At 52.7% G+C, this 23,495-nt stretch carries 21 protein-coding genes, 1 tRNA gene and 2 rRNA genes; 4 read left to right on the top strand and 20 right to left on the bottom strand.

Going from position 1 to position 23,495, the window contains the following annotated elements:
• Positions 1 to 175: 175 nt before the first annotated feature.
• The 3 genes from rrf (C0560_RS18780) (at position 176) to rrf (C0560_RS18770) (ending at position 538) form a co-directional block, all read left to right on the top strand.
• Positions 176 to 291 (top strand): 5S ribosomal RNA (gene rrf / locus C0560_RS18780).
• A 14-nt stretch (positions 292 to 305) separates the two neighbouring features.
• Positions 306 to 381 (top strand) — tRNA-Thr (locus tag C0560_RS18775).
• Between the two features lie 41 nt (positions 382 to 422).
• Positions 423 to 538 (top strand): 5S ribosomal RNA (gene rrf / locus C0560_RS18770).
• Positions 539 to 664: 126 nt separating this feature from the next.
• On the opposite strand, the gene C0560_RS18765 is transcribed toward rrf (C0560_RS18770), so the two are convergent.
• The 7 genes from C0560_RS18765 to C0560_RS18735 all read right to left on the bottom strand — a co-directional run bounded on the left by C0560_RS18765 (position 665) and on the right by C0560_RS18735 (position 10,091).
• Positions 665 to 1,423, bottom strand: coding sequence for an amino acid ABC transporter ATP-binding protein (locus C0560_RS18765; protein ID WP_100778666.1), 759 nt, complete (start codon positions 1,421 to 1,423; stop codon positions 665 to 667).
• A 7-nt stretch (positions 1,424 to 1,430) separates the two neighbouring features.
• On the bottom strand, positions 1,431 to 2,534 hold the full coding sequence (locus tag C0560_RS18760; RefSeq protein ID WP_248860311.1) for an amino acid ABC transporter permease: 1,104 nt from the start codon (positions 2,532 to 2,534) through the stop codon (positions 1,431 to 1,433).
• A 9-nt stretch (positions 2,535 to 2,543) separates the two neighbouring features.
• Complete coding sequence (locus tag C0560_RS18755) at positions 2,544 to 3,725, bottom strand: amino acid ABC transporter permease (RefSeq protein ID WP_181826933.1); 1,182 nt, start codon at positions 3,723 to 3,725, stop codon at positions 2,544 to 2,546.
• A 67-nt stretch (positions 3,726 to 3,792) separates the two neighbouring features.
• On the bottom strand, positions 3,793 to 4,818 hold the full coding sequence (locus C0560_RS18750; protein ID WP_107702739.1) for an amino acid ABC transporter substrate-binding protein: 1,026 nt from the start codon (positions 4,816 to 4,818) through the stop codon (positions 3,793 to 3,795).
• 478 nt (positions 4,819 to 5,296) lie between these two features.
• The gene (locus tag C0560_RS18745; RefSeq protein ID WP_015960684.1) at positions 5,297 to 5,518 is read right to left on the bottom strand and encodes a lipoprotein; all 222 of its coding nucleotides are present in this window, start codon (positions 5,516 to 5,518) and stop codon (positions 5,297 to 5,299) included.
• Between the two features lie 311 nt (positions 5,519 to 5,829).
• Positions 5,830 to 8,940 (bottom strand): efflux RND transporter permease subunit, encoded by a 3,111-nt coding sequence (locus tag C0560_RS18740; protein WP_248859241.1) that lies wholly within the window; start codon positions 8,938 to 8,940, stop codon positions 5,830 to 5,832.
• A gap of 11 nt (positions 8,941 to 8,951) precedes the next feature.
• Complete coding sequence (locus C0560_RS18735) at positions 8,952 to 10,091, bottom strand: efflux RND transporter periplasmic adaptor subunit (protein WP_248859239.1); 1,140 nt, start codon at positions 10,089 to 10,091, stop codon at positions 8,952 to 8,954.
• Between the two features lie 389 nt (positions 10,092 to 10,480).
• Between C0560_RS18735 and envR the strand changes: the two genes are divergently transcribed.
• On the top strand, positions 10,481 to 11,128 hold the full coding sequence (gene envR / locus C0560_RS18730) for an acrEF/envCD operon transcriptional regulator (protein WP_123428198.1): 648 nt from the start codon (positions 10,481 to 10,483) through the stop codon (positions 11,126 to 11,128).
• Here envR and C0560_RS18725 read toward each other — a convergent pair.
• The 13 genes from C0560_RS18725 to C0560_RS18665 all read right to left on the bottom strand — a co-directional run bounded on the left by C0560_RS18725 (position 11,123) and on the right by C0560_RS18665 (position 23,437).
• Complete coding sequence (locus C0560_RS18725; RefSeq protein ID WP_181826930.1) at positions 11,123 to 13,207, bottom strand: bifunctional diguanylate cyclase/phosphodiesterase; 2,085 nt, start codon at positions 13,205 to 13,207, stop codon at positions 11,123 to 11,125. The genes envR and C0560_RS18725 overlap by 6 nt on opposite strands.
• Positions 13,208 to 13,351: 144 nt before the next feature.
• Positions 13,352 to 13,516 carry a DUF2556 family protein gene (locus C0560_RS18720; protein ID WP_100778674.1) on the bottom strand — a complete coding sequence of 55 codons (165 nt, stop codon included), beginning with the start codon at positions 13,514 to 13,516 and terminating at the stop codon, positions 13,352 to 13,354.
• A gap of 182 nt (positions 13,517 to 13,698) precedes the next feature.
• Entirely contained in the window at positions 13,699 to 13,995 is a 297-nt protein-coding gene (gene fis / locus C0560_RS18715) for a DNA-binding transcriptional regulator Fis (RefSeq protein ID WP_000462905.1), read from the bottom strand.
• A 25-nt stretch (positions 13,996 to 14,020) separates the two neighbouring features.
• Complete coding sequence (dusB, locus tag C0560_RS18710) at positions 14,021 to 14,986, bottom strand: tRNA dihydrouridine synthase DusB (RefSeq protein ID WP_123428201.1); 966 nt, start codon at positions 14,984 to 14,986, stop codon at positions 14,021 to 14,023.
• Between the two features lie 575 nt (positions 14,987 to 15,561).
• Positions 15,562 to 16,443, bottom strand: a complete 882-nt coding sequence (gene prmA, locus C0560_RS18705) for a 50S ribosomal protein L11 methyltransferase (protein WP_123428203.1) — start codon at positions 16,441 to 16,443, stop codon at positions 15,562 to 15,564.
• A gap of 11 nt (positions 16,444 to 16,454) precedes the next feature.
• Positions 16,455 to 17,906 carry a sodium/pantothenate symporter gene (panF, locus tag C0560_RS18700; RefSeq protein WP_123428205.1) on the bottom strand — a complete coding sequence of 484 codons (1,452 nt, stop codon included), beginning with the start codon at positions 17,904 to 17,906 and terminating at the stop codon, positions 16,455 to 16,457.
• Positions 17,896 to 18,138, bottom strand: coding sequence for a YhdT family protein (locus tag C0560_RS18695; protein WP_102105524.1), 243 nt, complete (start codon positions 18,136 to 18,138; stop codon positions 17,896 to 17,898). Before C0560_RS18695 ends, panF begins: the two co-directional genes overlap by 11 nt.
• Before the next feature lie 109 nt (positions 18,139 to 18,247).
• Complete coding sequence (gene accC / locus C0560_RS18690; protein WP_100778679.1) at positions 18,248 to 19,597, bottom strand: acetyl-CoA carboxylase biotin carboxylase subunit; 1,350 nt, start codon at positions 19,595 to 19,597, stop codon at positions 18,248 to 18,250.
• Positions 19,598 to 19,607: 10 nt separating this feature from the next.
• On the bottom strand, positions 19,608 to 20,075 hold the full coding sequence (accB, locus tag C0560_RS18685; RefSeq protein WP_100778680.1) for an acetyl-CoA carboxylase biotin carboxyl carrier protein: 468 nt from the start codon (positions 20,073 to 20,075) through the stop codon (positions 19,608 to 19,610).
• A gap of 21 nt (positions 20,076 to 20,096) precedes the next feature.
• Entirely contained in the window at positions 20,097 to 20,549 is a 453-nt protein-coding gene (gene aroQ, locus C0560_RS18680; protein ID WP_100778681.1) for a type II 3-dehydroquinate dehydratase, read from the bottom strand.
• A 234-nt stretch (positions 20,550 to 20,783) separates the two neighbouring features.
• Positions 20,784 to 21,383: a protein-methionine-sulfoxide reductase heme-binding subunit MsrQ gene (gene msrQ, locus C0560_RS18675; protein WP_100778682.1), complete on the bottom strand. Its 600-nt coding sequence runs from the start codon at positions 21,381 to 21,383 to the stop codon at positions 20,784 to 20,786.
• Positions 21,384 to 22,385 carry a protein-methionine-sulfoxide reductase catalytic subunit MsrP gene (gene msrP, locus C0560_RS18670; protein WP_123428208.1) on the bottom strand — a complete coding sequence of 334 codons (1,002 nt, stop codon included), beginning with the start codon at positions 22,383 to 22,385 and terminating at the stop codon, positions 21,384 to 21,386.
• Positions 22,386 to 22,462: 77 nt separating this feature from the next.
• On the bottom strand, positions 22,463 to 23,437 hold the full coding sequence (locus C0560_RS18665; protein ID WP_123428210.1) for an MDR family oxidoreductase: 975 nt from the start codon (positions 23,435 to 23,437) through the stop codon (positions 22,463 to 22,465).
• Positions 23,438 to 23,495 lie beyond the last annotated feature (58 nt).

Raw genomic sequence — 23,495 nt, 5'->3', positions numbered from 1 at the left:
ACGACGTTGATAGGCTGGGTGTGTAAGTGCAGCGATGTATTGAGCTAACCAGTACTAATGAACCGTGAGGCTTAACCTTACAACGCCGAAGATGTTTTGGCGAAGCAGAGACAGACGATTTTCAGCTGATACAGATTAATTAATGCGCAGAGATGCGTGTTGATAACAGAATTTGCCTGGCGGCTTTAGCGCGGTGGTCCCACCTGACCCCATGCCGAACTCAGAAGTGAAACGCCGTAGCGCCGATGGTAGTGTGGGGTCTCCCCATGTGAGAGTAGGGAACTGCCAGGCATCAAATTTAGCGTGCTGATATGGCTCAGTTGGTAGAGCGCACCCTTGGTAAGGGTGAGGTCCCCAGTTCGACTCTGGGTATCAGCACCACTTAATACGTGGTTGAAGTTCGGCAATAGTAAAAGAATTTGTCTGGCGGCTTTAGCGCGGTGGTCCCACCTGACCCCATGCCGAACTCAGAAGTGAAACGCCGTAGCGCCGATGGTAGTGTGGGGTCTCCCCATGTGAGAGTAGGGAACTGCCAGACATCAAATAAGTGAAAAGGCCATCCGCAAGGATGGCCTTTTTGCGTTTATACATCGAAATATCAGATGAGAACGTTGCCAGACACCTTTTGCCCGGCAACCAAATGCCACCGGGCAACTATCATTGATTAATGAATCACCTGGGACAGAAATGCTCGCGTTCTTTCAGATTTCGGATGGGCAAAAAACTCTTCCGGTGCAGCCTGTTCGACAATTTCCCCGCGATCCATGAAGATCACCCTGTCTGCCACTGTTCTGGCAAAGCCCATTTCATGCGTGACACAGAGCATTGTCATTCCCGATTGGGCAAGACCAATCATCGTATCCAGCACCTCTTTAACCATCTCAGGATCGAGGGCTGAAGTCGGTTCATCAAACAGCATAATTTTAGGTTTCATGCACAAGGATCGCGCGATAGCGACACGCTGCTGCTGACCACCCGATATCTGTCCGGGGAACTTATTCGCATGTTCAGCAATGCGTACCCGTTCCAGATAATGCATCGCCAGCGCCTCAGCTTCTTTTTTAGGCATCTTTCTAACCCAAATAGGCGCCAGTGTGCAGTTCTGTAATACCGTCAAATGGGGGAACAGATTGAAGTGCTGGAATACCATACCCACTTCCTGGCGGACTCGTTCGATATTGCGAATATCTTCATCCAGCTCAATTCCATCAACAACGATGCGCCCTTGTTGATGCTCTTCAAGATGGTTAATACAGCGAATCGTCGTAGATTTACCTGAACCTGACGGGCCGCACAGGACGATACGTTCACCTTGCTTTACCTTCAGATTGATATCTTTCAGAACATGAAACTGCCCGTACCATTTATTAACGTTTTCCAGCGTAATCATCGCGTCAGCGGGGGTCATCGTTATTTTGCTCATAAATTCCTCAATGCGGCGTACGCCCGGTATTAAAGCGCTTTTCCAGATGCTGGCTATAGCGCGACATACTGAAACAGAAAATCCAGTACACAAGTGCTGCAAAAACATAGCCTTCGGTAGACATTCCCAGCCAGGCCGGGTCGACTGTGGCCTGCTGGACACTACTGAAAAGATCAAACAATCCAATGATGATCACGAGGCTGGTATCTTTAAACAGGGCGATAATAGTGTTCACCAGCCCCGGAATAACCAGCTTGAGCGCCTGGGGTAAGATCACGAGTCCCTGGGTTTTCCAGTAACCCAGTGCCAGCGATTCAGCAGCCTCATACTGACCTTTTGGCAGCGCCTGAAGCCCGCCGCGAACCACTTCTGCAACATACGCTGACTGGAATAACACGACCCCCACCAGGGCGCGGATCAGTTTGTCGATCGTGGTGCCTTCCGCCATAAACAGCGGCAGCATCACCGAGGACATAAACAGAACGGTAATCAGCGGTACACCGCGCCAGAACTCGATAAAGATCACCGACAGAATGCGTACCACCGGCATCGTTGAACGACGACCCAGTGCCAGCAAAATACCCAACGGCAGCGCCCCGGCGATCCCAACAGAAGCGATGATCAGGGTTAACGTCAGCCCACCCCACTGGCGTGTTTCTACACGCTCCAGCCCCAGTATTCCCCCGTACAGTAACAACCAGACAATCAGCGGATAGACCACTGCCCAGCAGGCAATATAGCGACCACGACGCGGTAGACCTTTAAAGAACATCGGTGCGATCGACAGCAGGCCGATAACCAGCGCAAGATTGATGCGCCAGCGTTGATCGTGTGGATAGAGACCATACATAAACTGGCCGAAACGCTCATGGATAAACACCCAGCAGGCACCGGCCTTGGTGCAGTCAGCCCGCGTAGAGCCTACCCAGTTTGCCTGTAAAAACGCCCAGTTCAGCAGGGGGGGAATCAGCTCCCAAATCAACCATAAACTGACGATCGTCAGGAGACTGTTGCTCCATGAGGAGAACAGATTCTTGCGTGCCCAGGCGATGAAACGCCAGCTTCCGGCGCTGGACGGGCGCGAGGGCTGTGACAATACGGCTTTTGTCATCATGGTTCCTTAGCGCTCAACCAGGGCGATGCGACGGTTATAGATATTCATCAGTAATGAGATCGTCAGGCTGATAATCAGATAGACGGACATGGTGATGGCGATAGTCTCGATAGCTTGCCCGGTCTGGTTAAGCACGGTTCCGGCGAAAAGGGAAACCATGTCGGGATAACCGATGGCCGCCGCCAGCGAGGAGTTTTTGGCAATATTAAGATACTGACTGGTCAACGGTGGGATGATCACGCGCAAGGCTTGCGGGATGATCACCTGGCGCAGGGTCACCGGATTTGGTAATCCGAGTGATCGCGCGGCTTCGTGCTGCCCATAGGGTACTGCCTGAATACCAGAACGAATGATTTCGGCAATAAATGCGGAGGTATAAATCGACAGCGCCAGCGTCAGCGCCGCAAGCTCTGGGATCAGCACCATCCCACCCCGGAAATTAAAACCACGCAGCTGTGGAATATCCCAGTGCAACGCAGCACCGAAGGTCCAGTGTGCGAGCAGCGGTAAACCCACGATCAATGCAACGCCTGCTGGCCATGTTCTGCGAAGTTGCCCGGTTTTAATCTGAAGTGTACGGTTATAGCGAAAAAGCCCAATCGTAATGGCGATAGCAACAACGATGGCTGCCAAGAACGCGTACAGCCCTTCGCCCGCCAGCGGCGAGGGAATATAGAGACCGCGATTACTTAGGAAAAAGAGATCCCAGGCATCAACGGCCTGGCGCGGGCCGGGTAAATTGCGCAGTACGGCGAAATACCAGAAGAAGATCTGCAGGAGGGGCGGAATATTGCGAAACGTCTCAATATAAATCGTCGAGAGTTTGCGTAATAACCAGTTCTCCGAAAGGCGCGCAAGTCCGAGGAAAAAGCCCAGAAACGAAGCAAACACAATACACAGCGCAGAGACCAGAAGCGTATTCAGCAGGCCGACCAGAAACACTCTTCCGTATGTGTCTCCCTCTTGATAATCAATCAAGTGCTGCACAATGCCAAAACCAGCGCTGCGATCCAGGAAGGCAAAGCCCGAAGTAATGCCGCGATTGCTCAGATTGGTAACAGTGTTATGAATTAAATAAATCGCGACGACCACGACGGCGACAACAGCAATTATCTGGAATAGCCAGGCGCGGACCGCGGGATGAGAAAAGGAAAGTTTTCCTTTTACGGCTAAGCGGCGATGGGACATAAAGAAACCTCGGTAACCATGACTCTGGACTGGGCACCACAGATGCGGTGCCCGTTACAGCTAAAACTTAACGTACCGGCGGAGCGTACTGAATGCCGCCGTTGTTCCAGAGGTTGTTCTGGCCACGTTTGATCTTCAGTGCACTTTCCGATCCCACGTTGCGCTCGAAGATCTCTGAATAGTTACCGACGTGTTTAATGATGTTATAAGCCCACTTGTTATCCAGTTTCAGATCTTTGCCGAAATCACCCTCTTTACCCAAAAGATGCGCCATATCTGGTGTTGATGGATTAGCGGCTTTTTCATCGACGTTTTTCGAGTTGATGCCCATCTCTTCGGCGTTCAGCATAGCGAACAGCGTCCAGCGAACGATGGAGAACCAGTCTTCATCGCCACGGCGTACGACCGGGCCGAGAGGTTCTTTCGAGATGACTTCTGGCAGAACAATCCATTCCGCCGGGTTGCTCAGCTTGATGCGCAGGGCATACAGCTGAGACTGGTCTGACGCCAGCGTATCGCAACGGCCAGACTCCAGCGCTTTAGCGGATTCATCAGAGCGGTCGAAGGTGACTGGCGTGTATTTCATGTTGTTGGCTTTGAAATAGTCGGCGACATTCAGCTCGGTGTCAGTGCCTGCCTGAATACACACCGTCGCCCCGTCGAGCTCTTTGGCGCTCTTCAGTCCCGCCTTGTTGTGGGTCAGGAAGCCGATACCGTCATAATAGGTAACGCCGGTGAAGGACATTCCCATGCCCGCGTCACGCGATGAAGTCCAGGTGGTATTACGAGAAAGCATGTCCACTTCGCCAGACTGCAGAGCGGTAAAGCGCTCTTTCGCCGTCAGAGGGGTGTATTTTACTTTGGTGTCATCCCCGAAGAGGGCTGCTGCAACGCCACGGCATACATCGACATCAATACCGGTGAACTTTCCGTTCGCATCGGCATAAGAGAAGCCCGGTAACCCATCACTGATACCGCACTGTACAAAGCCTTTCTTTTTAACGGCATCCAGCGTTGTGCCGGCATGAGCTTGTCCCGCTACAGCAAACAACATGCCCGCTGCGGCCAGGCTGGCTAACATCGTCTTTTTCATAATGCATCCTGTGTGGCGAAATTTATCGTTATAGAAAGTCGTTTTAAAACGCTTTTACCTGTCTGTGGCGTTGGCCGACGTTTATAAAGCAAACGTAATGCCAGTTTTGCGTTCGGCTGAAAAAGAGAGAATTGAACGCATAATGCAGAGTGTAGACAGGGATAAATAAATCGAGCGCCCCGAAATGGTGCGAAATCACAACCTACGCCACAAATCAGAGCAAAAGTTGTTAGCACGTGAGTTAATTCAGGATGGTAGTTTCTGGCGTGAATATTGGCAGGATATTTAATGTAATTGAATTGTGAAAAGTATCACGCTGGAATATGTAATTAAAAAGAGGCGACAAAAAAGATGTGAGAAGAATCAGATATTAATAATGAGAGGCAGTTGGAAAAGGGGAGTTTTTTTAACGTATCAGGAAATCATTGCACCGGTTTGAAGCAAAAGCGCGGGAGCACCGCGCTTTTGCAGGAAAGCATTATTTCGTTAATGCGACGATACCCAGCGTCAGACCAGCGACAGCGGCGGCACCACCGGCGATTGCCCCTGCAGTTTCCCAGTTATCCTGGGTTGTGCCCTTCATACAGGTGTTGGTATGAACCAGACGGCCCTGATCGTCATACACCGGCACACACGGAGAGTCGTGCGCACAACCGGCAAGAAGCGCAGCGAGAGTTGCAACGCAAATGAATCTTTTCATGATGTTACCTCAGAATTAAAACTGGCTCGCTATAAAACCAATAGAGTATTTATCGAGCTGATGGTCATTTTACCACTACAACTATCTACAACAGCAGGGTGAATAATCTCAAATTATGTGGATTGTAAAAATCATGGAGAAAAAAACAGAATGGCATGAATTTATGGAGGAAGTATGGAACGAATAATAGATTTTACGCCGCGAGGAAGTTAACGATTATTCACAGGTATAATAATACAATGATAATTTGCGTGCTAATGTTCTGTGCAAAAGAATAAGAAAAGGCGCCGGATGACGCCTTTATCTTTGTTTTACTTATTGATTCGATTAAACCGTCGTCTGACGACCACGAAAAATACGGGAACGAAGAAGATAGCCAGAAGCGTTGCCGAGAGCATTCCGCCCATGACCCCTGTGCCCACGGCGTTTTGCGCGCCACTGCCCGCACCACGGCTAATTACCAGCGGCAGTACACCGAGAACAAACGCCAGTGACGTCATCAGGATGGGGCGCAAACGCATACGGGATGCCTCAAGGGTGGCTTCGATAACCCCTTTACCTTCTTTCTCCATCAGGTCTTTCGCGAACTCTACAATCAGAATGGCGTTTTTCGCGGAAAGCCCGATGGTGGTGAGAAGCCCAACCTGGAAATAGACGTCATTGTTCAGCCCGCTTAACGAGGCGCCAAGCAGCGCACCAATCACCCCCAGTGGCACGACTAACATAACGGAGAACGGAATCGACCAGCTCTCATAGAGCGCAGCCAGACACAGGAACACCACAATCAGCGAAATGGCGTATAGCGCAGGTGCCTGGTTGCCAGAGAGACGTTCCTGATATGACATCCCCGTCCAGTCGTAACCGATACCGGAAGGCAGTTTTTGCGCCATACTTTCCATCATCGCCATCGCTTCACCCGAGCTCTTACCCCGCACGGATTCACCCACAATTTCCATCGAAGGCATACCGTTGTAGCGCTCAAGGCGCGGTGAACCTGAAATCCAGCGCGAGGTGCTAAACGCGGAGAAAGGCACCATTTCGCCGTTGGTGCTGCGAACGTACAGGTTATTGATATCACCCGGCAACATACGGAACGGAGCGTCGGCCTGCGCATAGACTTTCTTCACACGACCATGATCGATAAAGTCATTCACATAAGTCCCGCCGAGCGCGGTTGAAATCGTCTGGTTGATATCAGATAGACTGACTCCCAGCGCCTGCGCTTTCTCCTGGTCCACATCCAGTTTGAACTGCGGGGTATCTTCCAGCCCGTTAGGGCGCACACGTTCGAGCAGGTCTGGGTGCTCTTTCGCCATACCAAGCAGCTGATTACGTGCTTTTGTCAGCTCGATATGCCCAAGGTTTGCCTGATCGATAAGTTCGAAGTCAAACCCGGTAGCCGTGCCCAGTTCGATAATTGCAGGCAGGTTGAACGGGTAGATCATCCCATCCTTAATGTGACTGAAGGCTATCGATGCGCGACCGACAATTGCGGCGACTCCGTTTTCAGCTCCCGGACGTTCATCCCACGGTTTCAGGCTGATAAATGCCATGCCGGAGTTTTGCCCCTGGCCGCTGTAGCTAAAACCGTTAACCGTAAAGACCGAATCGACGTTGGCCTTCTCTTTGGTTAGATAGTATTGCTGCACCTGATCCAGGATCTGCTGCGTTCGGGTTTGCGTGGCACCCGCGGGCAGCTGGACCATGGTCATGAATACGCCCTGATCCTCGTCGGGTAAGAAGGAGGTTGGTAAACGTAGGAACAACACCGCCATACCAGCAACAATCAGCACATAAATCACCAGATAGCGCCCGGTTTTGCGTAAAATGCCGCTCACGCTGTTACTGTAATGGTCCACGCTCTTATCGAAGACGTTATTGAACCAGCCAAAGAAACCGCCTTTCGCGTGGTGCTCTTCCGCTGCGGGTTTCAGCAGCGTGGCGCAGAGGGCAGGGGTAAGAATCAGGGCAACAAGGACGGAAAGCGCCATTGCCGAAACGATGGTCAGGGAGAACTGACGATAGATAGCACCGGTGGAACCACCAAAGAAGGCCATCGGCACGAACACCGCTGAAAGCACCATCGCGATACCAACCAGCGCGCCCTGAATCTGCTCCATCGACTTCTGCGTTGCTTCTTTCGGCGGCAGCTTATCTTCCGCCATCACGCGTTCGACGTTTTCCACGACGACGATGGCGTCATCGACCAGCAAACCTATTGCCAGCACCATGCCAAACATTGTCAGGGTATTGATGGAAAACCCAAATGCGCCCAACACCGCAAAGGTACCCAGCAATACGACCGGCACAGCAATGGTTGGAATCAGCGTAGCGCGCAAGTTTTGCAGGAACAGATACATCACCAGGAAGACGAGGATAATCGCTTCGAACAGGGTTTTAACCACTTCATGAATCGAAATTGTCACAAACGGCGTGGTGTCGTAAGGGTAGACAACCTTCAGCCCCTGCGGGAAGAAGGCCTGCAGTTCGGCCAGTTTTGATTTAATGGCAGCGGCTGTGTCCAGCGCGTTGGCGCCTGTCGCCAGCTTGATACCCAGACCAGTAGCCGCCTGGCCGTTAATCTTGGTCACCATATTGTAGTTTTCGCCGCCAAGCTCAATACGGGCCACATCTTTCAAATGCACCATTGAGCCGTCCTGGTTCACTTTCAGTGTGACCTTGCCAAACTCTTCCGGTGTTTTCAGTCGCGTTTGCGCAATGATGGAGGCGTTAAGCTGCTGGCCCGGAACCGACGGCGTTCCGCCTAACTGACCGGCAGCAATCTGGTTGTTCTGGGTTTTGAGCTGATTAATTACATCCAGCGGTGTCAGCTGATACTTATTCAGGGCATTGCTGTCGAGCCAGATACGCATCGCGTACTGCGCACCAAACATCTGAACATCGCCCACACCGGAAGTTCGGCTGATGGTGTCTTTCACGTTAGATGCAACGTAATCTGAAATATCGTCCTGGGTCAGGCTTTTGTTATCAGACACAAAACCCGCGACCAGAAGGAAGCTGCTGCTGGATTTCTTCACGCCGATCCCTTGTTGCTGCACTTCCTGCGGCAGCAGCGGCATCGCCAGCTGAAGTTTGTTCTGAACCTGTACCTGCGCGATATCAGGATCGGTGCCTGACTGGAAGGTCAGGGTAATGGTCACGTTTCCCGCGGAATCACTGGTGGATGACATGTACATCAGGTTATCGACACCGTTCATGTTCTGTTCGATAACCTGCGTCACCGTATCCTGCACCGTTTGTGCGTCCGCACCAGGGTAAACGGCTGTGACGGCAACAGCGGGTGGCGCAATCGTGGGATACTGAGCCACAGGCAGTTTGAGAATCGCCAGCCCACCCGCAATCATCAGAATGATGGCAAGTACCCAGGCAAAAATCGGCCTTTGAATAAAGAAGTTAGCCATTGATTATTCCCTTAACTGGCTTTCGTCGCGGCGGAATCAGGCGTGGCAACTACCGTGGCCCCAGGATGCACTTTTTGCAGGCCGCTGATGATGACGCGATCGCCCTCCTTCAACCCGTTCGTGATTAGCCAACGATCGCCAATGGCCTGAGGTGCCACCACGCTACGCGTTTCAACCTGTTCTTTGGCGTTCACGACCAGTACGGTGGCATCGCCACGAGGAGTACGCGTGACGCCCTGCTGTGGAACGAGAATGGCATTCGGCTGGACGCCTTCATCAATGCGGGCTCGCACAAACATGCCCGGTAGCAGCATATGTTTAGGATTCGGGAAAACCGCACGCAGGGTAATGGAGCCGGTGCTTTCGTCCACTGTGACATCAGAGAACTGCAGCGTACCGTTCTCGGCGTAAGGCTGGCCGTTTTCCATCAACAGCTGCACGCTGCTGGTGCCGTCACCTTTTTGCAGGCTGGACTGCTTCAGCTGCATAAAGTCATTGCTCGACTGGGTGACATCCACATAGATCGGATCGAGTTGCTGCACGGTTGCCAGTGCCGAAGCCTGGCCGTTTGTCACCAGAGCGCCTTCGGTGACGCTGGATTTCCCAATTCGTCCACTAATCGGTGATGACACTTTGGTATAGGCGAGATTGATGCGTGCTGTTTCGACGCCCGCTTGCGCAGCCGTTACGCTGGCATCGGCCTGTCTGGCGTTGGCGACTGCCTGGTCATACTCTTGTCGGCTGACATATTGTGTGCCCACCAGAGGGACATACCGTTTCACGGTCAAATGGGCAATGTTTGCCGCCGCTTCAGCTTTCACCAGCTCGCCTTTCGCACTGTCAAAGGCGGCCTGATAGGACGCCGGATCGATCTGATACAGGGAATCGCCCGCTTTCACATCGCTGCCTTCGACAAAGTTACGGCGCAGGATAATACCGCTCACCTGCGGGCGGACTTCAGCGACGCGAAACGCATCCGTGCGTCCTGGCAGTTTCGTGGTGACTGCCAGTGGCGCGCTTTTCACGACAAAGACAGTGACCTGGGGCACCTGCGCGCCTTGCTGCGCATTATCAGAACCATCACAGCCAGCAAGCAGTGCGGAGCAGACAATAAAACCGGATAAGGGTAAAAGCCTGAAGTGTTTCTTCATTACTGTTCCTTTAAAAACAATAAACTGATATTTGCCGTGAGGTTGTGAAAAGGATCGCGGGGCAAAGAGTCAGAAATCCAGCGCACATCATAATGAGGTACGTTGATGCTTTTTAATTTATAAGTGCGGCGAACAGGTTATTCAGATAAAAACCAGAGTCTGGTGTGGCGAATCAACGATATAGTAATGGTGCGAAGCACTCAGGTTTAAATATCATCCAGCGTTACTTATATAGTTTATGAATTTAATGATGTTAATTCATTTGTTGTAATTATTGATTAACGCAATTGACTTTTTTTGATCAGAATAAAATCCCCCGTTAGGGAATACTTCCGCGACGAGATATTTCTGGTTACGTGGCGAACTGTTCAGGTAATGGGTAAGAGGCGATGGCGCGTAAAACAAAAGAAGATGCACAGAAAACGAGACAGCAGCTGATCGAAGCCGCCATTACCCAGTTTTCGACGCGCGGAGTGGCGAGCACCACGCTGACTGATATCGCAGATGCCGCATGCGTAACCCGTGGCGCGGTTTACTGGCACTTCTCCAGCAAAGCGGAAATCTTCAATGCGATCTGGGAACAACAGATACCTTTATGCGATTTAATTCATGAGCAACTTTCCTTGTCACAGAATGACGACCCTTTATGTGTTCTACGCGAAAAGTTTGTCGCGGCGTTGCAATATATTTCCCGAAGCCCCCGACAGCGTGCACTCTTACAAATTCTGTATCACAAATGTGAATTTAATAATGAAATGACATCAGAGTGCGAAATTCGTCAGCGAATTGGTTTTAATTATGAAAACGTCCGCGTGTTGCTGGAGAAAGGGATGGCGAGTGGCATCATCTCACCACTTATAAATATCGATATGACATTGATTGTTTTTCACGGTTTTTTTAGCGGGTTAATTAAAAACTGGTTAATGAACAGTGAGAATTTCAATCTTTACCAGCAAGCTCCGGCGCTGGTGGACAATATTCTGGCGACGCTCAATATGACTCGCACGTTACCGGAAAATTATTCTGTTGCCTCATGAAGGCAGGTAGTTTTTGAATTCATCGGCGTTGTTGCACAGCTCCTCGACGGTCTGCGCCGTCACAGGTTTGCCTAACAGATATCCCTGAAGCGTATTACAGCCAAGCTCCGTGAGGAATTGCTGCTGGGCTTCCGTTTCCACGCCTTCAGCGACCACTTTCAGATTCAGCGTTTTCGCCAGCGCGACAATGGCGGAGACGATAGTGGCATCATCGCTTTTCCCGCTGAGATCTTTCACAAACGCACGATCGATTTTCAGCTCGCAGGCGGGAAGCTGCTTCAGATAGAGCAGGCTCGAATAGCCGGTACCAAAATCATCGATAGAGGCCTTCACGCCTGCATTCGTCAGTTCCGTTAAGATCCTGACGCTCTCTTGCGGATTGTGCATTGCGGTGGTTTCTGTCACTTCCAGAATCAGTGATTCTGGCGGTAAATGGTGCTGCGCCAGGCAGTCGAGCACAGTTTTAACCAGCGTGGGTTGTTCGAACTGAAGCGTAGACAGATTGACTGCCATCGACCACGCCTTATGCCCCTGAAGGTGCCACTCGCGCAGCTGACGACAGGCTTCGTTGATCACCCAGTTTCCAATCGGGATGATAAGCCCGGTCTTTTCGGCCAGTGGCAGAAACATGTCGGGACTCAGCAGCCCCTGTTTCGGATGCTCCCAGCGCAGGAGAGCCTCAAAGCCCAGAATCGGCCCGGCCGGCGCGTGGAATTTCGGCTGATAGTGCAGGCGCAGCTCATCGCGATCGATCGCCAGCCACAGATCGTTCATCAGCTGTAAATGCGTCTGCGCCAGTGTGTTCATGGACGGCTGGAAAAAGTGATAACCATTACGGCCCATATGTTTGGTGTGATACATCGCCGCGTCAGCGTTGAACATCAGCTCACGATCGGATTTTCCGTCGTGAGGATAGAGCGCAATACCGATACTGACGGTCACGACCAGCTCGTAAAGTTCGACATTGAAAGGGCTGTCAATGGCGCGGACCAGCGCATTGGCAAGCGAAGCGGCATCATCCGGGCCACCGACTTCCGCGAGCAAAACAAACTCGTCGCCGCCGATGCGGGCGAGGGTGAACTGGCCTTTCAGCGGTAGCAGCAGCCGCTCGGTGACTGCGACTAATAATTTATCGCCCGTATCATGGCCGTAGGCATCATTCACCGTTTTAAAGCCATCCAGGTCCATAAACATCAGTGCGAAATGGGTCCCTTCGCGGTCGGCCTTGCTGATTGCCTGATCGAGACGGTCTTCCAGCAAAACGCGATTCGGTAAACGGGTCAGCGTATCGTGAAGCGCCAGTTGGGCCAGCTCACGATTGGCTTCTGCCAGGGATGAGGCCAACAGAGCGGTTCGGGCCTGCAGGCGAGCATCAAGCATGGACACCAGCAACGTGATCCCAAGGATAGAGAGCGCAACTACGCTGACCAGCACGGCCAGCCAGCTGCCGTTTATTCCGTGGTGATGCATCTCAGTGGAGAGCGGGAATTGCGCCGCTTTCATTCCCGCGTAATGCATACCCGCGATGGCAATGCCCATCGTTATCGCAGCGCCCAGGCGCATCAGCGCGACCTGCGCGGCTTCATGGCGCAGCCGGAAGGTCAGCCACAGCGCCGCAAGTGAGGCCGCCAGCGCAATCACTACCGAGATCGCAATCCAGGTCTTGTCCCAGATAATGCCTGGGGTGACTTCCAGCGCGGCCATACCTGTGTAATGCATTGCGACGATGCCTGTGCCCATCACTAAAGCGCCCGGCAGCAGACGGCGTAACCGCAGCTGCTCGCCGCTGACCAGCCAAAGTGCAAACATCGACGAGCCGATAGCGATGATCATTGAGAGCACCGTTAGCGTCGGGCTATAGCTCATGCGCATGGAGAGATCCATCGCCAGCATGCCAATGAAATGCATCGCCCACACGCCGATTCCCATCGCCACGCCGCCGCCCGCCAGCCACACGCGTGCAGCAATACCCTGGCTGCCCGCAACGCGCGCGGCCATGTTGAGCGCGGTATAGGCAGCAAGGATGGCAACAACGAAGGAGACGACAACGAGGATTTGGTTGTATTGGCTAACCAGCATGGTGGGTTTAACTCATTCTCAGTGAGAGGTTATGCGAAAGCGCCTGAAAGGGCAGTGACATTATCACCGGAACGGAATGACGAAAAGGGATTTAAATCCCCGTTTTTAATGGGTGTTAAGGTGCTTTTTAATGATATTCGCGGCTTATTCCAGCTCTGAGCAGTTCACCAGTTTAAGCGGATTCACGGAATTCATATTGCGACACTTGTCGGTTTCGGTGCTCAGCAATTCGATCCACTGAATCAGCAGTGTATCAAAGAGGAAAACCGTGACAGCAAAGACAACCAGCCACCAGTATTTACGAATCATTGTGTCGTTCCGTGTTCAGGAAGAGGTCCAGTGAGGTGGGGGAAATATACACGAAAAGCGGGCGTTTAAAAGCGGGGTCATGCAAGGTTTACAAAGCCTTGACGGTTCAGATTGTGGCAATAAAAAAGGCGCATCCCCATGCCGAGTAGCGCCTTTTTAAACAAGCATTTAGCTAATCGAAATTAGTTCATGCCGTACTTTTTCAGCTTCTTACGAAGAGTACCACGGTTGATACCCATCATCAGGGCTGCGCGGGTTTGGTTACCGCGGGTGTATTGCATCACCATGTCCAACAGTGGCTGTTCAACTTCAGCCAATACCAGCTCATACAGATCATTAACATCTTGACCATTCAGTTGAGCAAAATAGTTCTTCAGTGCCTGTTTTACCGAGTCACGGAGGGGTTTTTGAGTTACCTGATCCTGAGAGTTAACGGTAGAAACGGTCAGTACGTCAGAATTTACGCGTTGTTCGAACATAGTTCTGTCAGCTCTTTATTTCTGTTTACGCAAAATTTTCGAAGTATGCCTCCAACGCCTCCAGCTGTACGCTGGCATCCTCTATGGCGTTGAATGTGCGCCGAAACTGGTCATTTGGAGCGTGCTCCTGGAGATACCAGGATACGTGTTTACGCGCAATTCGGTACCCTTTTGCCTGACCGTAAAAGTCATGCAGTTCCCGAATATGCGAACAAAGCAAGCGCTTAATCTCTGCCAGAGGCAGGGGAGCAAGCAACTCTCCAGTGTCCAGATAATGCTGGATTTCCCGAAAGATCCAGGGTCTTCCCTGAGCCGCACGTCCTATCATCAGAGCATCTGCCCCTGTATAGTCGAGCACAGCCCTGGCTTTAAGCGGGTCAGTTATGTCGCCATTCGCGATAATCGGAATGGAAACTTTCTGCTTAACTGCCCGAATGCTGTCATATTCCGCATTGCCGTAGAACAAACAGGCGCGAGTGCGTCCATGAATGGTCAGGGCCTGGATACCACAGTCTTCGGCCAGTTGGGCAATTTCTACACAGTTACGGTGTTCCGGCGCCCAACCAGTGCGAATTTTCAGCGTAACGGGAACGTCCACTGCGTTAACCACCCCCAACAAGATCGACTTCACCTGATCGGGGTATTGCAGAAGAGCTGAACCTGCCAGCTTGCGATTCACCTTCTTTGCCGGGCAACCCATATTGATATCAATAATTTGGGCGCCACTTTCAACGTTAATACGCGCGGCTTCCGCCATTTCTTCAGGATCGCTTCCGGCAATTTGCACGGTTCGAATACCTGGCTCGTCAATATGCACCATCCGAAGACGGGACTTGTCGCTTTCCCAAACCTGCGGGTTAGACGACATCATCTCGGAAACGGTTAATCCTGCTCCCATCTCGTAGCACAGCGTCCTGAAAGGCCGGTCAGTAATACCTGCCATAGGGGCTGCGATCAGGCGATTTCTAAGCTGGTAGTGTCCGATGCGCATGAGTTAAGAAATGACCATACTGTGACTGCAAGGCGGCGTATATTACGCATTTTTTGCACGAGATGAAAGGCCAAACTTTGAACAATCCGCTGTTACAGATCAAGGAATTGCTGCTCAGCAGGGTTGAAGGGAATTATTAATCATTTAAATCATTACGTTATGCCGTTACGGTTATTTTATGGGCGCTTACAATTTCCCGTAACTTCTCATCATTTCTGAATAAATGAATCACTTAATCGGGATAATCTGCTGTTTTAAGCAGCAGATTATCGGCCTTCTTTGCGATCTGCGTCTCATTTTAGAACATGATCGCAGTTTACCTGCAGAACATAATTTAACCGCAATGCGACCGTTGAGCGACTGTACCGGAGGGGTATTTTCGTGATGCTCGTATGAGTGAACTTCAGCTACGTTGCTTAAGACGCCAGCAGGTGTGGTTCTTCGACAGAAGTTTATGCAGGTAAGTGTAGAAGCCCCATTTCACCGCTGACATGTCACCGGCTAACCACTGTAATGCTGGGGGGAGAGAGAGCGCAGAAACGGCGTGGGAAGAGACCCACGCCGGAAAGTCTGAATTACTTTTTGCTGCCGGTGATGCGACACCACTCTTCTTTCTCGACGACAGGATCAAGAGCAAAGAGATCGGCGTAGGCTTCGCATACGCTTTCAGCCTGGCTTGCCAGAATACCGGACAGACCCAGCAGACCGCCCTCAACGGGCAGCACGCTGATCAACGGTGCCAGTTCACGTAACGGGCCTGCCAGGATGTTCGCGACCACCACATCGGCTTTCATGACCTCTGGCTGGCTATCCGGTAGATACAGCTCCAGACGATCGGAAACACCATTGCGCTGCGCGTTATCGCGGCTGGCCTGGATCGCCTGCGGATCGATGTCGATCCCGATAGCTTTGGCCGCGCCCAGTTTCAGTGCCGCAATCGCCAGGATCCCGGAGCCACAACCGAAGTCGATCACGGTTTTGCCTTCCAGATCCAGCCCATCAAGCCATTGCAGGCACAGGGAGGTGGTCGGGTGGGTGCCGGTACCAAACGCCAGGCCCGGGTCGAGCATCACGTTCACGGCGTTCACGTCAGGCACATCACGCCAGCTAGGGCAGATCCACAGACGTTTACCGAACTGCATCGGGTGGAAGTTATCCATCCACTCGCGCTCCCAGTCTTTATCTTCCAGCTGCTCGATTTTATGCACAAAACCAACGCCCAGCAGCGGGTGATTTTCCAGGATCGCCACGACCTCTTTCATGTCGGTTTCGGCATCGAACAGACCAATGACATCAGTATCGCCCCACAGACGGGTTTCGCCTGGCAGCGGCTCAAACACCGGCGTGTCATGCGTGTCCTGGAAAGTAATGGAAACTGAACCCGCTTCCATTAACGCGTCACTCAGTTCTTCGGCATTGGCACCGGTTGTGTTCAGTTTTAGTTGGATCCACGGCATGGCAAAACTCTTTATTTATCAGTAGAAATGACGGCGGCCTGTGGGACGGGCTGACCAAAACGGTTCCCCACCACAAACGCCAGCAAACTTAACAGTAACGAAGGCACAATCGGATGGAAGCCCAGGTACTGAATCTTAAAGGTGGCGAGTACCGCGTAGAGTACGCCACCAACAATCATCCCGCTCAGCGCGCCCGCAGCATTCGCGCGCTCCCAGTACAAGCCCAGCACCAGCGGCCACAGGAACACCGCTTCCAGCCCGCCGAATGCCAGCAGGTTCAGCCAGATGATCATCTCCGGTGGACGCCAGGCGGCCAGCATCATCAGAATGCCGAGTACCAGCGTGGTCCAGGTCGAAATGCGCTTCAGGCGATGCTCATTACGCATTTTAGTCGGCGTCGCGCTGAGCCACAGATCTTTAATGATTGTTGCCGAGGCCTGCAGCAGGTGCGCATTGACGTTCGACATGATCGCTGCCATCGGCGCGGCAAGGAACAGCCCGGCGGCCCATGGCGGCAAGACCTGCACCATTAATGTCGGAATGACCTGATCCGGCACGGTCAGATGCGGAAGAATGGCGCGGCCTAAAGCCCCCGCCAGATGCATTCCCAGCATTAACAGCGACACCACGATCGTGCCGATTATAATCCCGCGATGCACCGCTTTGCTGTCTTTATAGGAGATACAACGCACCGCCGTGTGGGGCAGGCCGATGACGCCAAAGCAGACCAGCACCCAGAACGAGGTCATAAACGCCGGGGTCAGAATATCGTCGGCCCCGTGCGGGCTGACTAGTTTAGGGTCGATCTGCTCCAGGGTTTCAACGGCATTGTGCAAACCGCCCGCCGCATAGATCACACCAACCAGCAGCACCAGGGTGCCAATCAGCATCACCATGCCTTGCATGGTGTCATTCAGCACGCTGGCACGGAAGCCGCCAAACGCAGTATAGAGCGCGATGGTAATCCCGAAGATCATCAGGCCATTTTCATATTTGATTCCCGCCGCCGTTTCCAGCAACCGCGCGCCGCCAATAAACTGCACGGCAATCGCACCGACGAAGGCGACCAGCAAACTGACGCTGGCGATCCAGACCACCGCCCGGTTTTGATACCGCGCCTGGAGCATGTCATTGAGGGTTATGGCGTTATAGCGTCGGGCGAGAATGGCGAATTTCTTGCCTAGAATCCCGAGCGACAGCCAGATCGTCGGCACCTGAATCATCGCCAGCAGCACCCAGCCGAGACCATATTTGTACGCCGCACCTGGCCCGCCGATAAATGAGCTGGCACTGACATAGGTGGCGGTCAGCGTCATCGCCAGGACAAATCCGCCCATCGAGCGGCTTCCCAGGAAATATTCACTGAGGAACGAACCGGTGCTGCGCTTGCGCATGGCGTAAGCGGAGAGGCCAAACACAATAAAGAGATAGATAACCAGAACGGCGATGATTTCAGTTTGCATCGCTATCCTCCAGAGAGATATCGCGGAAGATAAAACGCACCATCAGCCAGCACAGCAGCGTAAATACCAGAGGTAACAGCAGACAGGCCATTTCAAACCAGTGCGGCAGGCCGGTAATTCCGGGAGCCGAACCAGGTAAGTAAGCAGTTACTAACCATGCAGCGAGATAGAGAAGGGTCAGCCACAGCGCCCAGCGCGCTTCTTTATGGGCTTGAACAAAACGCTTGTCCATTTTAAGTCCCTTGTGGATGAAGAAAGCGGGGATTGTACATGATGGGACACAGGCGATCCCCAGAAATAAAAAAGGCCGGAATATCCGGCCTTTTAACGCGTATGCGGTCTTACTTTTCGTGAAGGCCGAGCTTTTTCTCCAGATAGTGGATGTTCGTTCCACCATTCTGGAAGTTCTCGTCGTTCATGATACGAACCTGCAGATCAACGTTGGTTTTGATGCCGTCGATGATCAACTCCTGCAGAGCGTTCTTCATGCGGGCAATCGCCACGTCACGGTTTTCGCCGTAGCAGATCAGTTTACCGATCATTGAGTCATAGTACGGCGGTACTGTGTAGCCCGCGTAGATATGAGATTCCCAACGCACACCAAAGCCACCCGGCGCGTGGAAACGCGTGATTTTACCCGGGCTCGGCAGGAAGGTGTTCGGGTCTTCGGCGTTAATACGGCACTCGACCGCATGGCCTTTCACCACGACTTCTTCCTGCTTAATGGACAGCGGTTGACCCGCAGCGATACGCAGCTGCTCTTTGATCAGGTCAACGCCGGTAATCATTTCGGTAACCGGGTGTTCAACCTGAATACGGGTGTTCATTTCGATGAAATAGAACTCGCCGTTTTCGAACAGGAATTCGAACGTACCTGCACCGCGATAGCCGATATCGACACACGCCTTGGCGCAACGCTCGCCGATGTAGCGACGCAGTTCCGGAGTAATGCCCGGTGCTGGTGCTTCTTCGACGACTTTCTGGTGACGACGCTGCATGGAGCAGTCACGTTCTGCCAGATAGATTGCGTTACCCTGACCGTCAGCCAGCACCTGAATTTCGATGTGGCGTGGGTTTTCCAGGTATTTTTCCATGTAAACCATGTCATTGCTGAACGCAGCTTTCGCTTCAGCTTTGGTCATGGAGATGGATTGTGCCAGGTCTGCATCGCTGCGTACAACGCGCATACCACGACCGCCGCCGCCGCCGGACGCTTTGATGATAACCGGATAGCCAATGCGTTTAGCATGTGCGCGGTTAGCATCCATATCGTCGCCCAGAGGGCCGTCGGAGCCTGGTACCGTTGGAACGCCTGCTTTCTTCATCGCGGTGATTGCGGACACTTTGTCGCCCATCAGGCGAATAGTGTCAGCTTTCGGGCCGATAAAGATAAAGCCAGAGCGCTCAACCTGCTCAGCAAAGTTGGCGTTCTCAGAGAGGAAGCCATAACCCGGATGGATTGCCACCGCGCCGGTGATTTCAGCGGCGCTGATGATTGCCGGGATATTCAGATAACTTTTTACGGACGGAGCCGGGCCAATACAGACCGTCTCATCCGCCAGTAATACGTGTTTTAAATCGCGATCCGCGCTTGAGTGCACAGCGACGGTCTTGATGCCCAGTTCTTTACAGGCACGAAGGATACGCAGTGCAATCTCGCCGCGGTTGGCGATGACAATTTTATCCAGCATGTTCGCCTCGTTACTCGATGACGACCAGCGGCTCGTCAAATTCTACCGGCTGACCACTTTCGACCAGAATCGCTTTAACAACGCCTGACTTGTCGGCTTCGATCTGGTTCATCATTTTCATGGCTTCAACGATACACAGGGTATCGCCTGCATTGACTTTCTGACCCACTTCGCAGAACGCTTTAGCGTCCGGGCTTGGCGTGCGGTAGAAAGTACCAACCATCGGGGAACGTACGATGTGACCACTGATTTCTGCGGCTGCTGCAGCCGGCGCTTCTGCTGCCGGGGCAACTGCGTTAGACAGAGCAGGCTGCTGCTGCATCACAGGTGCAGCATAAGCCTGCTGCATGACCGGGAAGCTAGCGGCTGGCGCTGCACGGCTGATGCGTACAGACTCTTCGCCTTCAGAAATTTCCAGTTCGGAGATGCCTGATTCTTCAACCAGCTCGATCAGTTTTTTAATCTTACGAATATCCATGAGTGGGTTCCGTACTCTTGTTTAGTGTGATTGTGACAGGCGTTTTACCGCTGTCTGTAAAGCGTATGAATAACCGTCAGCACCCAGTCCGCAGATAACGCCAGCAGCGATATCCGACAGATACGAATGGTGGCGGAACGGCTCTCGGGCATGCACATTGCTCAGGTGGATCTCGATAAACGGGATGCTTACCGCAAGCAGTGCGTCGCGGATAGCAACACTGGTGTGCGTAAACGCGGCCGGATTAATCAGGATATAGTCCACAGTGTCTTTAGCCTGATGAATACGGTCGATGAGTGCGTACTCCGCATTAGACTGAAAATGGTCAAGACTCACGTTAAGCGCAGCTGCTTCCGTCCCAAGACGGTTAACAATTTCGCTTAATGTCAGCGTGCCGTACTTCTCGGGTTCGCGGGTACCGAGCATGTTCAGGTTCGGTCCGTTCAAAACTAAGATGTGCAACTTTCCAGTCATTGTGCCGCTATCTCCTGCGATTCTCGGGTAAAAAACAAAATATACCTTCGATGCGCAATTGTCACCCTTTCAGGGGATGAAAAACCCCTCCAGGAAAACCAAGGTCGCACATTATAACGATTTCGTAGCATTTAGCAGCTAAATACTGGTCTTATCAGGGAAGATTATCAACCGCAATTGATAAAAGAAGCGCGGTTGATAAGTAATCTGCGGGAATACGCACAGTTTCGCGAACTATCGCCACCACTGGCGGAACTTCTTGTAGCGCCATATCAGCAGCGCCAGAGCCAGCAGCGCGTAGATAATAGGCTGAGGGGATAAAATCTTCACCGACCACAGATAATGTATCGGGGCCAGGATCGCCACAAGATAGACGAAGTTATGCAAAAGTTGCCAGCGTCGGCCCAGTTTTCGCTGTGCGTACTGCGTCGATGTGAGCGTCAGCGCCAGTAAAATCACCCAGCTGATAATCCCTAACGTCAGATACGGACGCGATACCAGCTCGCTGCCTAACAATGCCAGATTATTAATGCCCAGCTCCAGCAACGTATAGCTGGTGAGATGGACCGTCGCCCAGGCAAAACACCATAGCCCTAAAAGGCGTCGTGTTCGTATCAATAATGGCTGTTTAGCGTAGCGCGCCAGTGGGGAAACCAGCAAGGTTGCCAGCAAAAATTTCAGAGCCATCCTACCGGTAAAGTGTTGAATATCTTTGGCCGGATCGGCGCTGAAATAGCCCTGACTGGCTGCCCAGAACAGCCATATAAAAGGAAGCAAACCGGCCAGATGTAATAGCACTTTTAGCCAGGTGATCTGTTTTACGGTTAAGCGCACTTAAAAATTCTCCCGCAAGTCCAGCCCGCGATAGAGTGAGGCCACTTCGTCGGCATAGCCATTGAACAGCAGCGTTGGCTGGCGTTTCACGTCCAGCGCGCCGCCGGAACCGATAAAGCGCTCGGTCGCCTGAGACCAGCGCGGATGATCGACGTGCGGGTTAACGTTCGCGAAAAAGCCATATTCGCCCGGCGCGGCAAGGTTCCAGGTGGTCGGCGGGCGCTCTTTCGTGAGCTTAATGCTGACAATCGATTTAATCCCTTTGAAGCCATATTTCCATGGCACCGTTAAACGGATGGGGGCACCGTTTTGCGGCGGCAGCGCTTTGCCATATACCCCGACGGTCAGCAGCGTCAGCGGATGCATGGCCTCGTCGAGGCGCAGCCCTTCGACATACGGATACTCCAGCCCGCCACCGATAAAGCGGTCTTTCTGCCCTGGCATTTGCTCTGGCGAGTAAAGCGTCTGGAAAGCGACATATTTGGCATCGCTGGTGGGCTCGGCCATCGCCAGCAGTTTGTGCAGCGGGAAACCGATCCACGGCACCACCATCGACCACGCCTCAACGCAACGCATCCGGTAAATACGCTCCTCAAGAGGAAAACGGGTCGTGAGATCGTGATGGTCAAAAGTGAGCGGTTTGGCGACTTCGCCCTCAATTTTTAAGGTCCAGGGATCGGTTTTCATGCTCCCGGCATTGGCGGCGGGATCGGCTTTATCGAGGCCAAATTCATAGAAATTGTTATAGCCCGTCACTTTATCTTCCGGCGTCAGCGCAAGTTTATTCTGCCACTGTGTGGGTTTGGTAAAGGTTAGCGGCTGGCCAGAGGGGGCTTTTGGACGATCGTTACCCTTGAACCAGTCAAGCAGGTCGGCATGGGCGTTGGGGGTAAGGGTAAGGGCGGTAGCGCTGATACCGAGCATCTTCAGGATCTGGCGGCGCTGTAGCATAAAGACAGATTCGGCCGTTACATCGGCTTCCGTCAGTTTTCTGTTTTTCATGGCATCCTCCGGCATGCATTTTTCTAAGCATGACGGAGGAGTCGGGTTATCGCGAATATGTCACGAAAATTTGAAGATTAAGCTATTTTCACCAGCGCCCGGCCCTGGAAATGGTTGCTAATGATTTTTCCGGCATACTCCGGTGCCTGATCAAGCGTAATTTCGGTGGCGCTTTGGCTGAAGAAGGACTCCGGCAAATCACGCACCAGACGTTCCCATGCCTGCGTGCGACGCGCCGCCGGCGTCATCACGGAATCCACGCCCTGTAGACGCACATTACGTAGGATAAATGGCATCACGGTTGTTGGCAGCGAGAAACCACCCGCCAGACCGCAGGCCGCCACGCATCCACCGTAGTTAATCTGTGCCAGCAGTTTCGCCAGCACTTTATCGCCCACGGTATCCACCGCACCCGCCCAGACCTGTTTTTCCAGTGGACGGCTTTCGCTGAACTCTTCGCGTCCCAGAATACGGTTTGCGCCCAGTGAACGCAGGTAATCATGTGTGCTTTCGCGCCCGGTAACAGCAGCAACCTGATATCCGAGTTTGTGCAGCAGCGTCACTGCGGTACTGCCCACGCCACCGCTGGCACCGGTCACGACCACTTCACCGGAGTCCGGGCGAACGCCAGCCTCTTCCAGCGCCATCACGCACAGCATCGCAGTGAAACCGGCGGTGCCAATGATCATCGCTTTGCGACCATCGAGACCTTTTGGCATCGGCACCAGCCAGTCGCCGTTGACGCGCGCCTGCGTGGAGAGGCCGCCCCAGTGGTTTTCCCCCACGCCCCAGCCGGTCAACAGCACCTGCTGCCCTGGGTGAAAGCGCGGATCTTCGCTGGAATGCACGTGACCTGCGAAATCAATTCCCGGAATCATCGGAAAATTGCGGATGATTTTCCCGGTGCCCGTGATGGCGAGAGCATCCTTATAGTTCAGGCTGGACCAGTCGATATCCACAGTCACGTTCCCCTCCGGGAGACGGTTTTCCTCAACGGATTGAACCGACGCCAGAGTTTTGCCGTCTTGCTGTTCTAAGATCAAAGCCTGCATACAGATGTCCTCACTAAGCATGATGATTGGAAAATAATTTCTGAAGACTATACTCGCT

Source organism: Lelliottia sp. AC1 (assembly GCF_023278595.1).
Classification (GTDB): domain Bacteria; phylum Pseudomonadota; class Gammaproteobacteria; order Enterobacterales; family Enterobacteriaceae; genus Enterobacter; species Enterobacter nimipressuralis.
The sequence above is the reverse complement of the archived record's forward strand: the minus strand, read 5'-3'. Positions and strand labels throughout refer to the sequence as shown.

Bases quoted from the DNA above. Each gene is read 5' to 3' on its own strand.
- C0560_RS18740 (WP_248859241.1), bottom strand. From the start codon at position 8,940: ATGGCTAACTTCTTTATTCAAAGGCCGATTTTTGCCTGGGTACTTGCC.
- fis (WP_000462905.1), bottom strand. From the start codon at position 13,995: ATGTTCGAACAACGCGTAAATTCTGACGTACTGACCGTTTCTACCGTT.
- C0560_RS18695 (WP_102105524.1), bottom strand. From the start codon at position 18,138: ATGGACAAGCGTTTTGTTCAAGCCCATAAAGAAGCGCGCTGGGCGCTG.
- msrP (WP_123428208.1), bottom strand. From the start codon at position 22,385: ATGAAAAACAGAAAACTGACGGAAGCCGATGTAACGGCCGAATCTGTC.
- C0560_RS18765 (WP_100778666.1), bottom strand. From the start codon at position 1,423: ATGAGCAAAATAACGATGACCCCCGCTGACGCGATGATTACGCTGGAA.
- panF (WP_123428205.1), bottom strand. From the start codon at position 17,906: ATGCAAACTGAAATCATCGCCGTTCTGGTTATCTATCTCTTTATTGTG.
- dusB (WP_123428201.1), bottom strand. From the start codon at position 14,986: ATGCGCATCGGACACTACCAGCTTAGAAATCGCCTGATCGCAGCCCCT.
- accB (WP_100778680.1), bottom strand. From the start codon at position 20,075: ATGGATATTCGTAAGATTAAAAAACTGATCGAGCTGGTTGAAGAATCA.
- C0560_RS18735 (WP_248859239.1), bottom strand. From the start codon at position 10,091: ATGAAGAAACACTTCAGGCTTTTACCCTTATCCGGTTTTATTGTCTGC.
- C0560_RS18720 (WP_100778674.1), bottom strand. From the start codon at position 13,516: ATGATTCGTAAATACTGGTGGCTGGTTGTCTTTGCTGTCACGGTTTTC.
- prmA (WP_123428203.1), bottom strand. From the start codon at position 16,443: ATGCCGTGGATCCAACTAAAACTGAACACAACCGGTGCCAATGCCGAA.
- C0560_RS18665 (WP_123428210.1), bottom strand. From the start codon at position 23,437: ATGCAGGCTTTGATCTTAGAACAGCAAGACGGCAAAACTCTGGCGTCG.
- accC (WP_100778679.1), bottom strand. From the start codon at position 19,597: ATGCTGGATAAAATTGTCATCGCCAACCGCGGCGAGATTGCACTGCGT.
- C0560_RS18745 (WP_015960684.1), bottom strand. From the start codon at position 5,518: ATGAAAAGATTCATTTGCGTTGCAACTCTCGCTGCGCTTCTTGCCGGT.
- C0560_RS18760 (WP_248860311.1), bottom strand. From the start codon at position 2,534: ATGACAAAAGCCGTATTGTCACAGCCCTCGCGCCCGTCCAGCGCCGGA.
- C0560_RS18725 (WP_181826930.1), bottom strand. From the start codon at position 13,207: ATGCTGGTTAGCCAATACAACCAAATCCTCGTTGTCGTCTCCTTCGTT.
- envR (WP_123428198.1), top strand. From the start codon at position 10,481: ATGGCGCGTAAAACAAAAGAAGATGCACAGAAAACGAGACAGCAGCTG.
- C0560_RS18755 (WP_181826933.1), bottom strand. From the start codon at position 3,725: ATGTCCCATCGCCGCTTAGCCGTAAAAGGAAAACTTTCCTTTTCTCAT.
- aroQ (WP_100778681.1), bottom strand. From the start codon at position 20,549: ATGACTGGAAAGTTGCACATCTTAGTTTTGAACGGACCGAACCTGAAC.
- C0560_RS18750 (WP_107702739.1), bottom strand. From the start codon at position 4,818: ATGAAAAAGACGATGTTAGCCAGCCTGGCCGCAGCGGGCATGTTGTTT.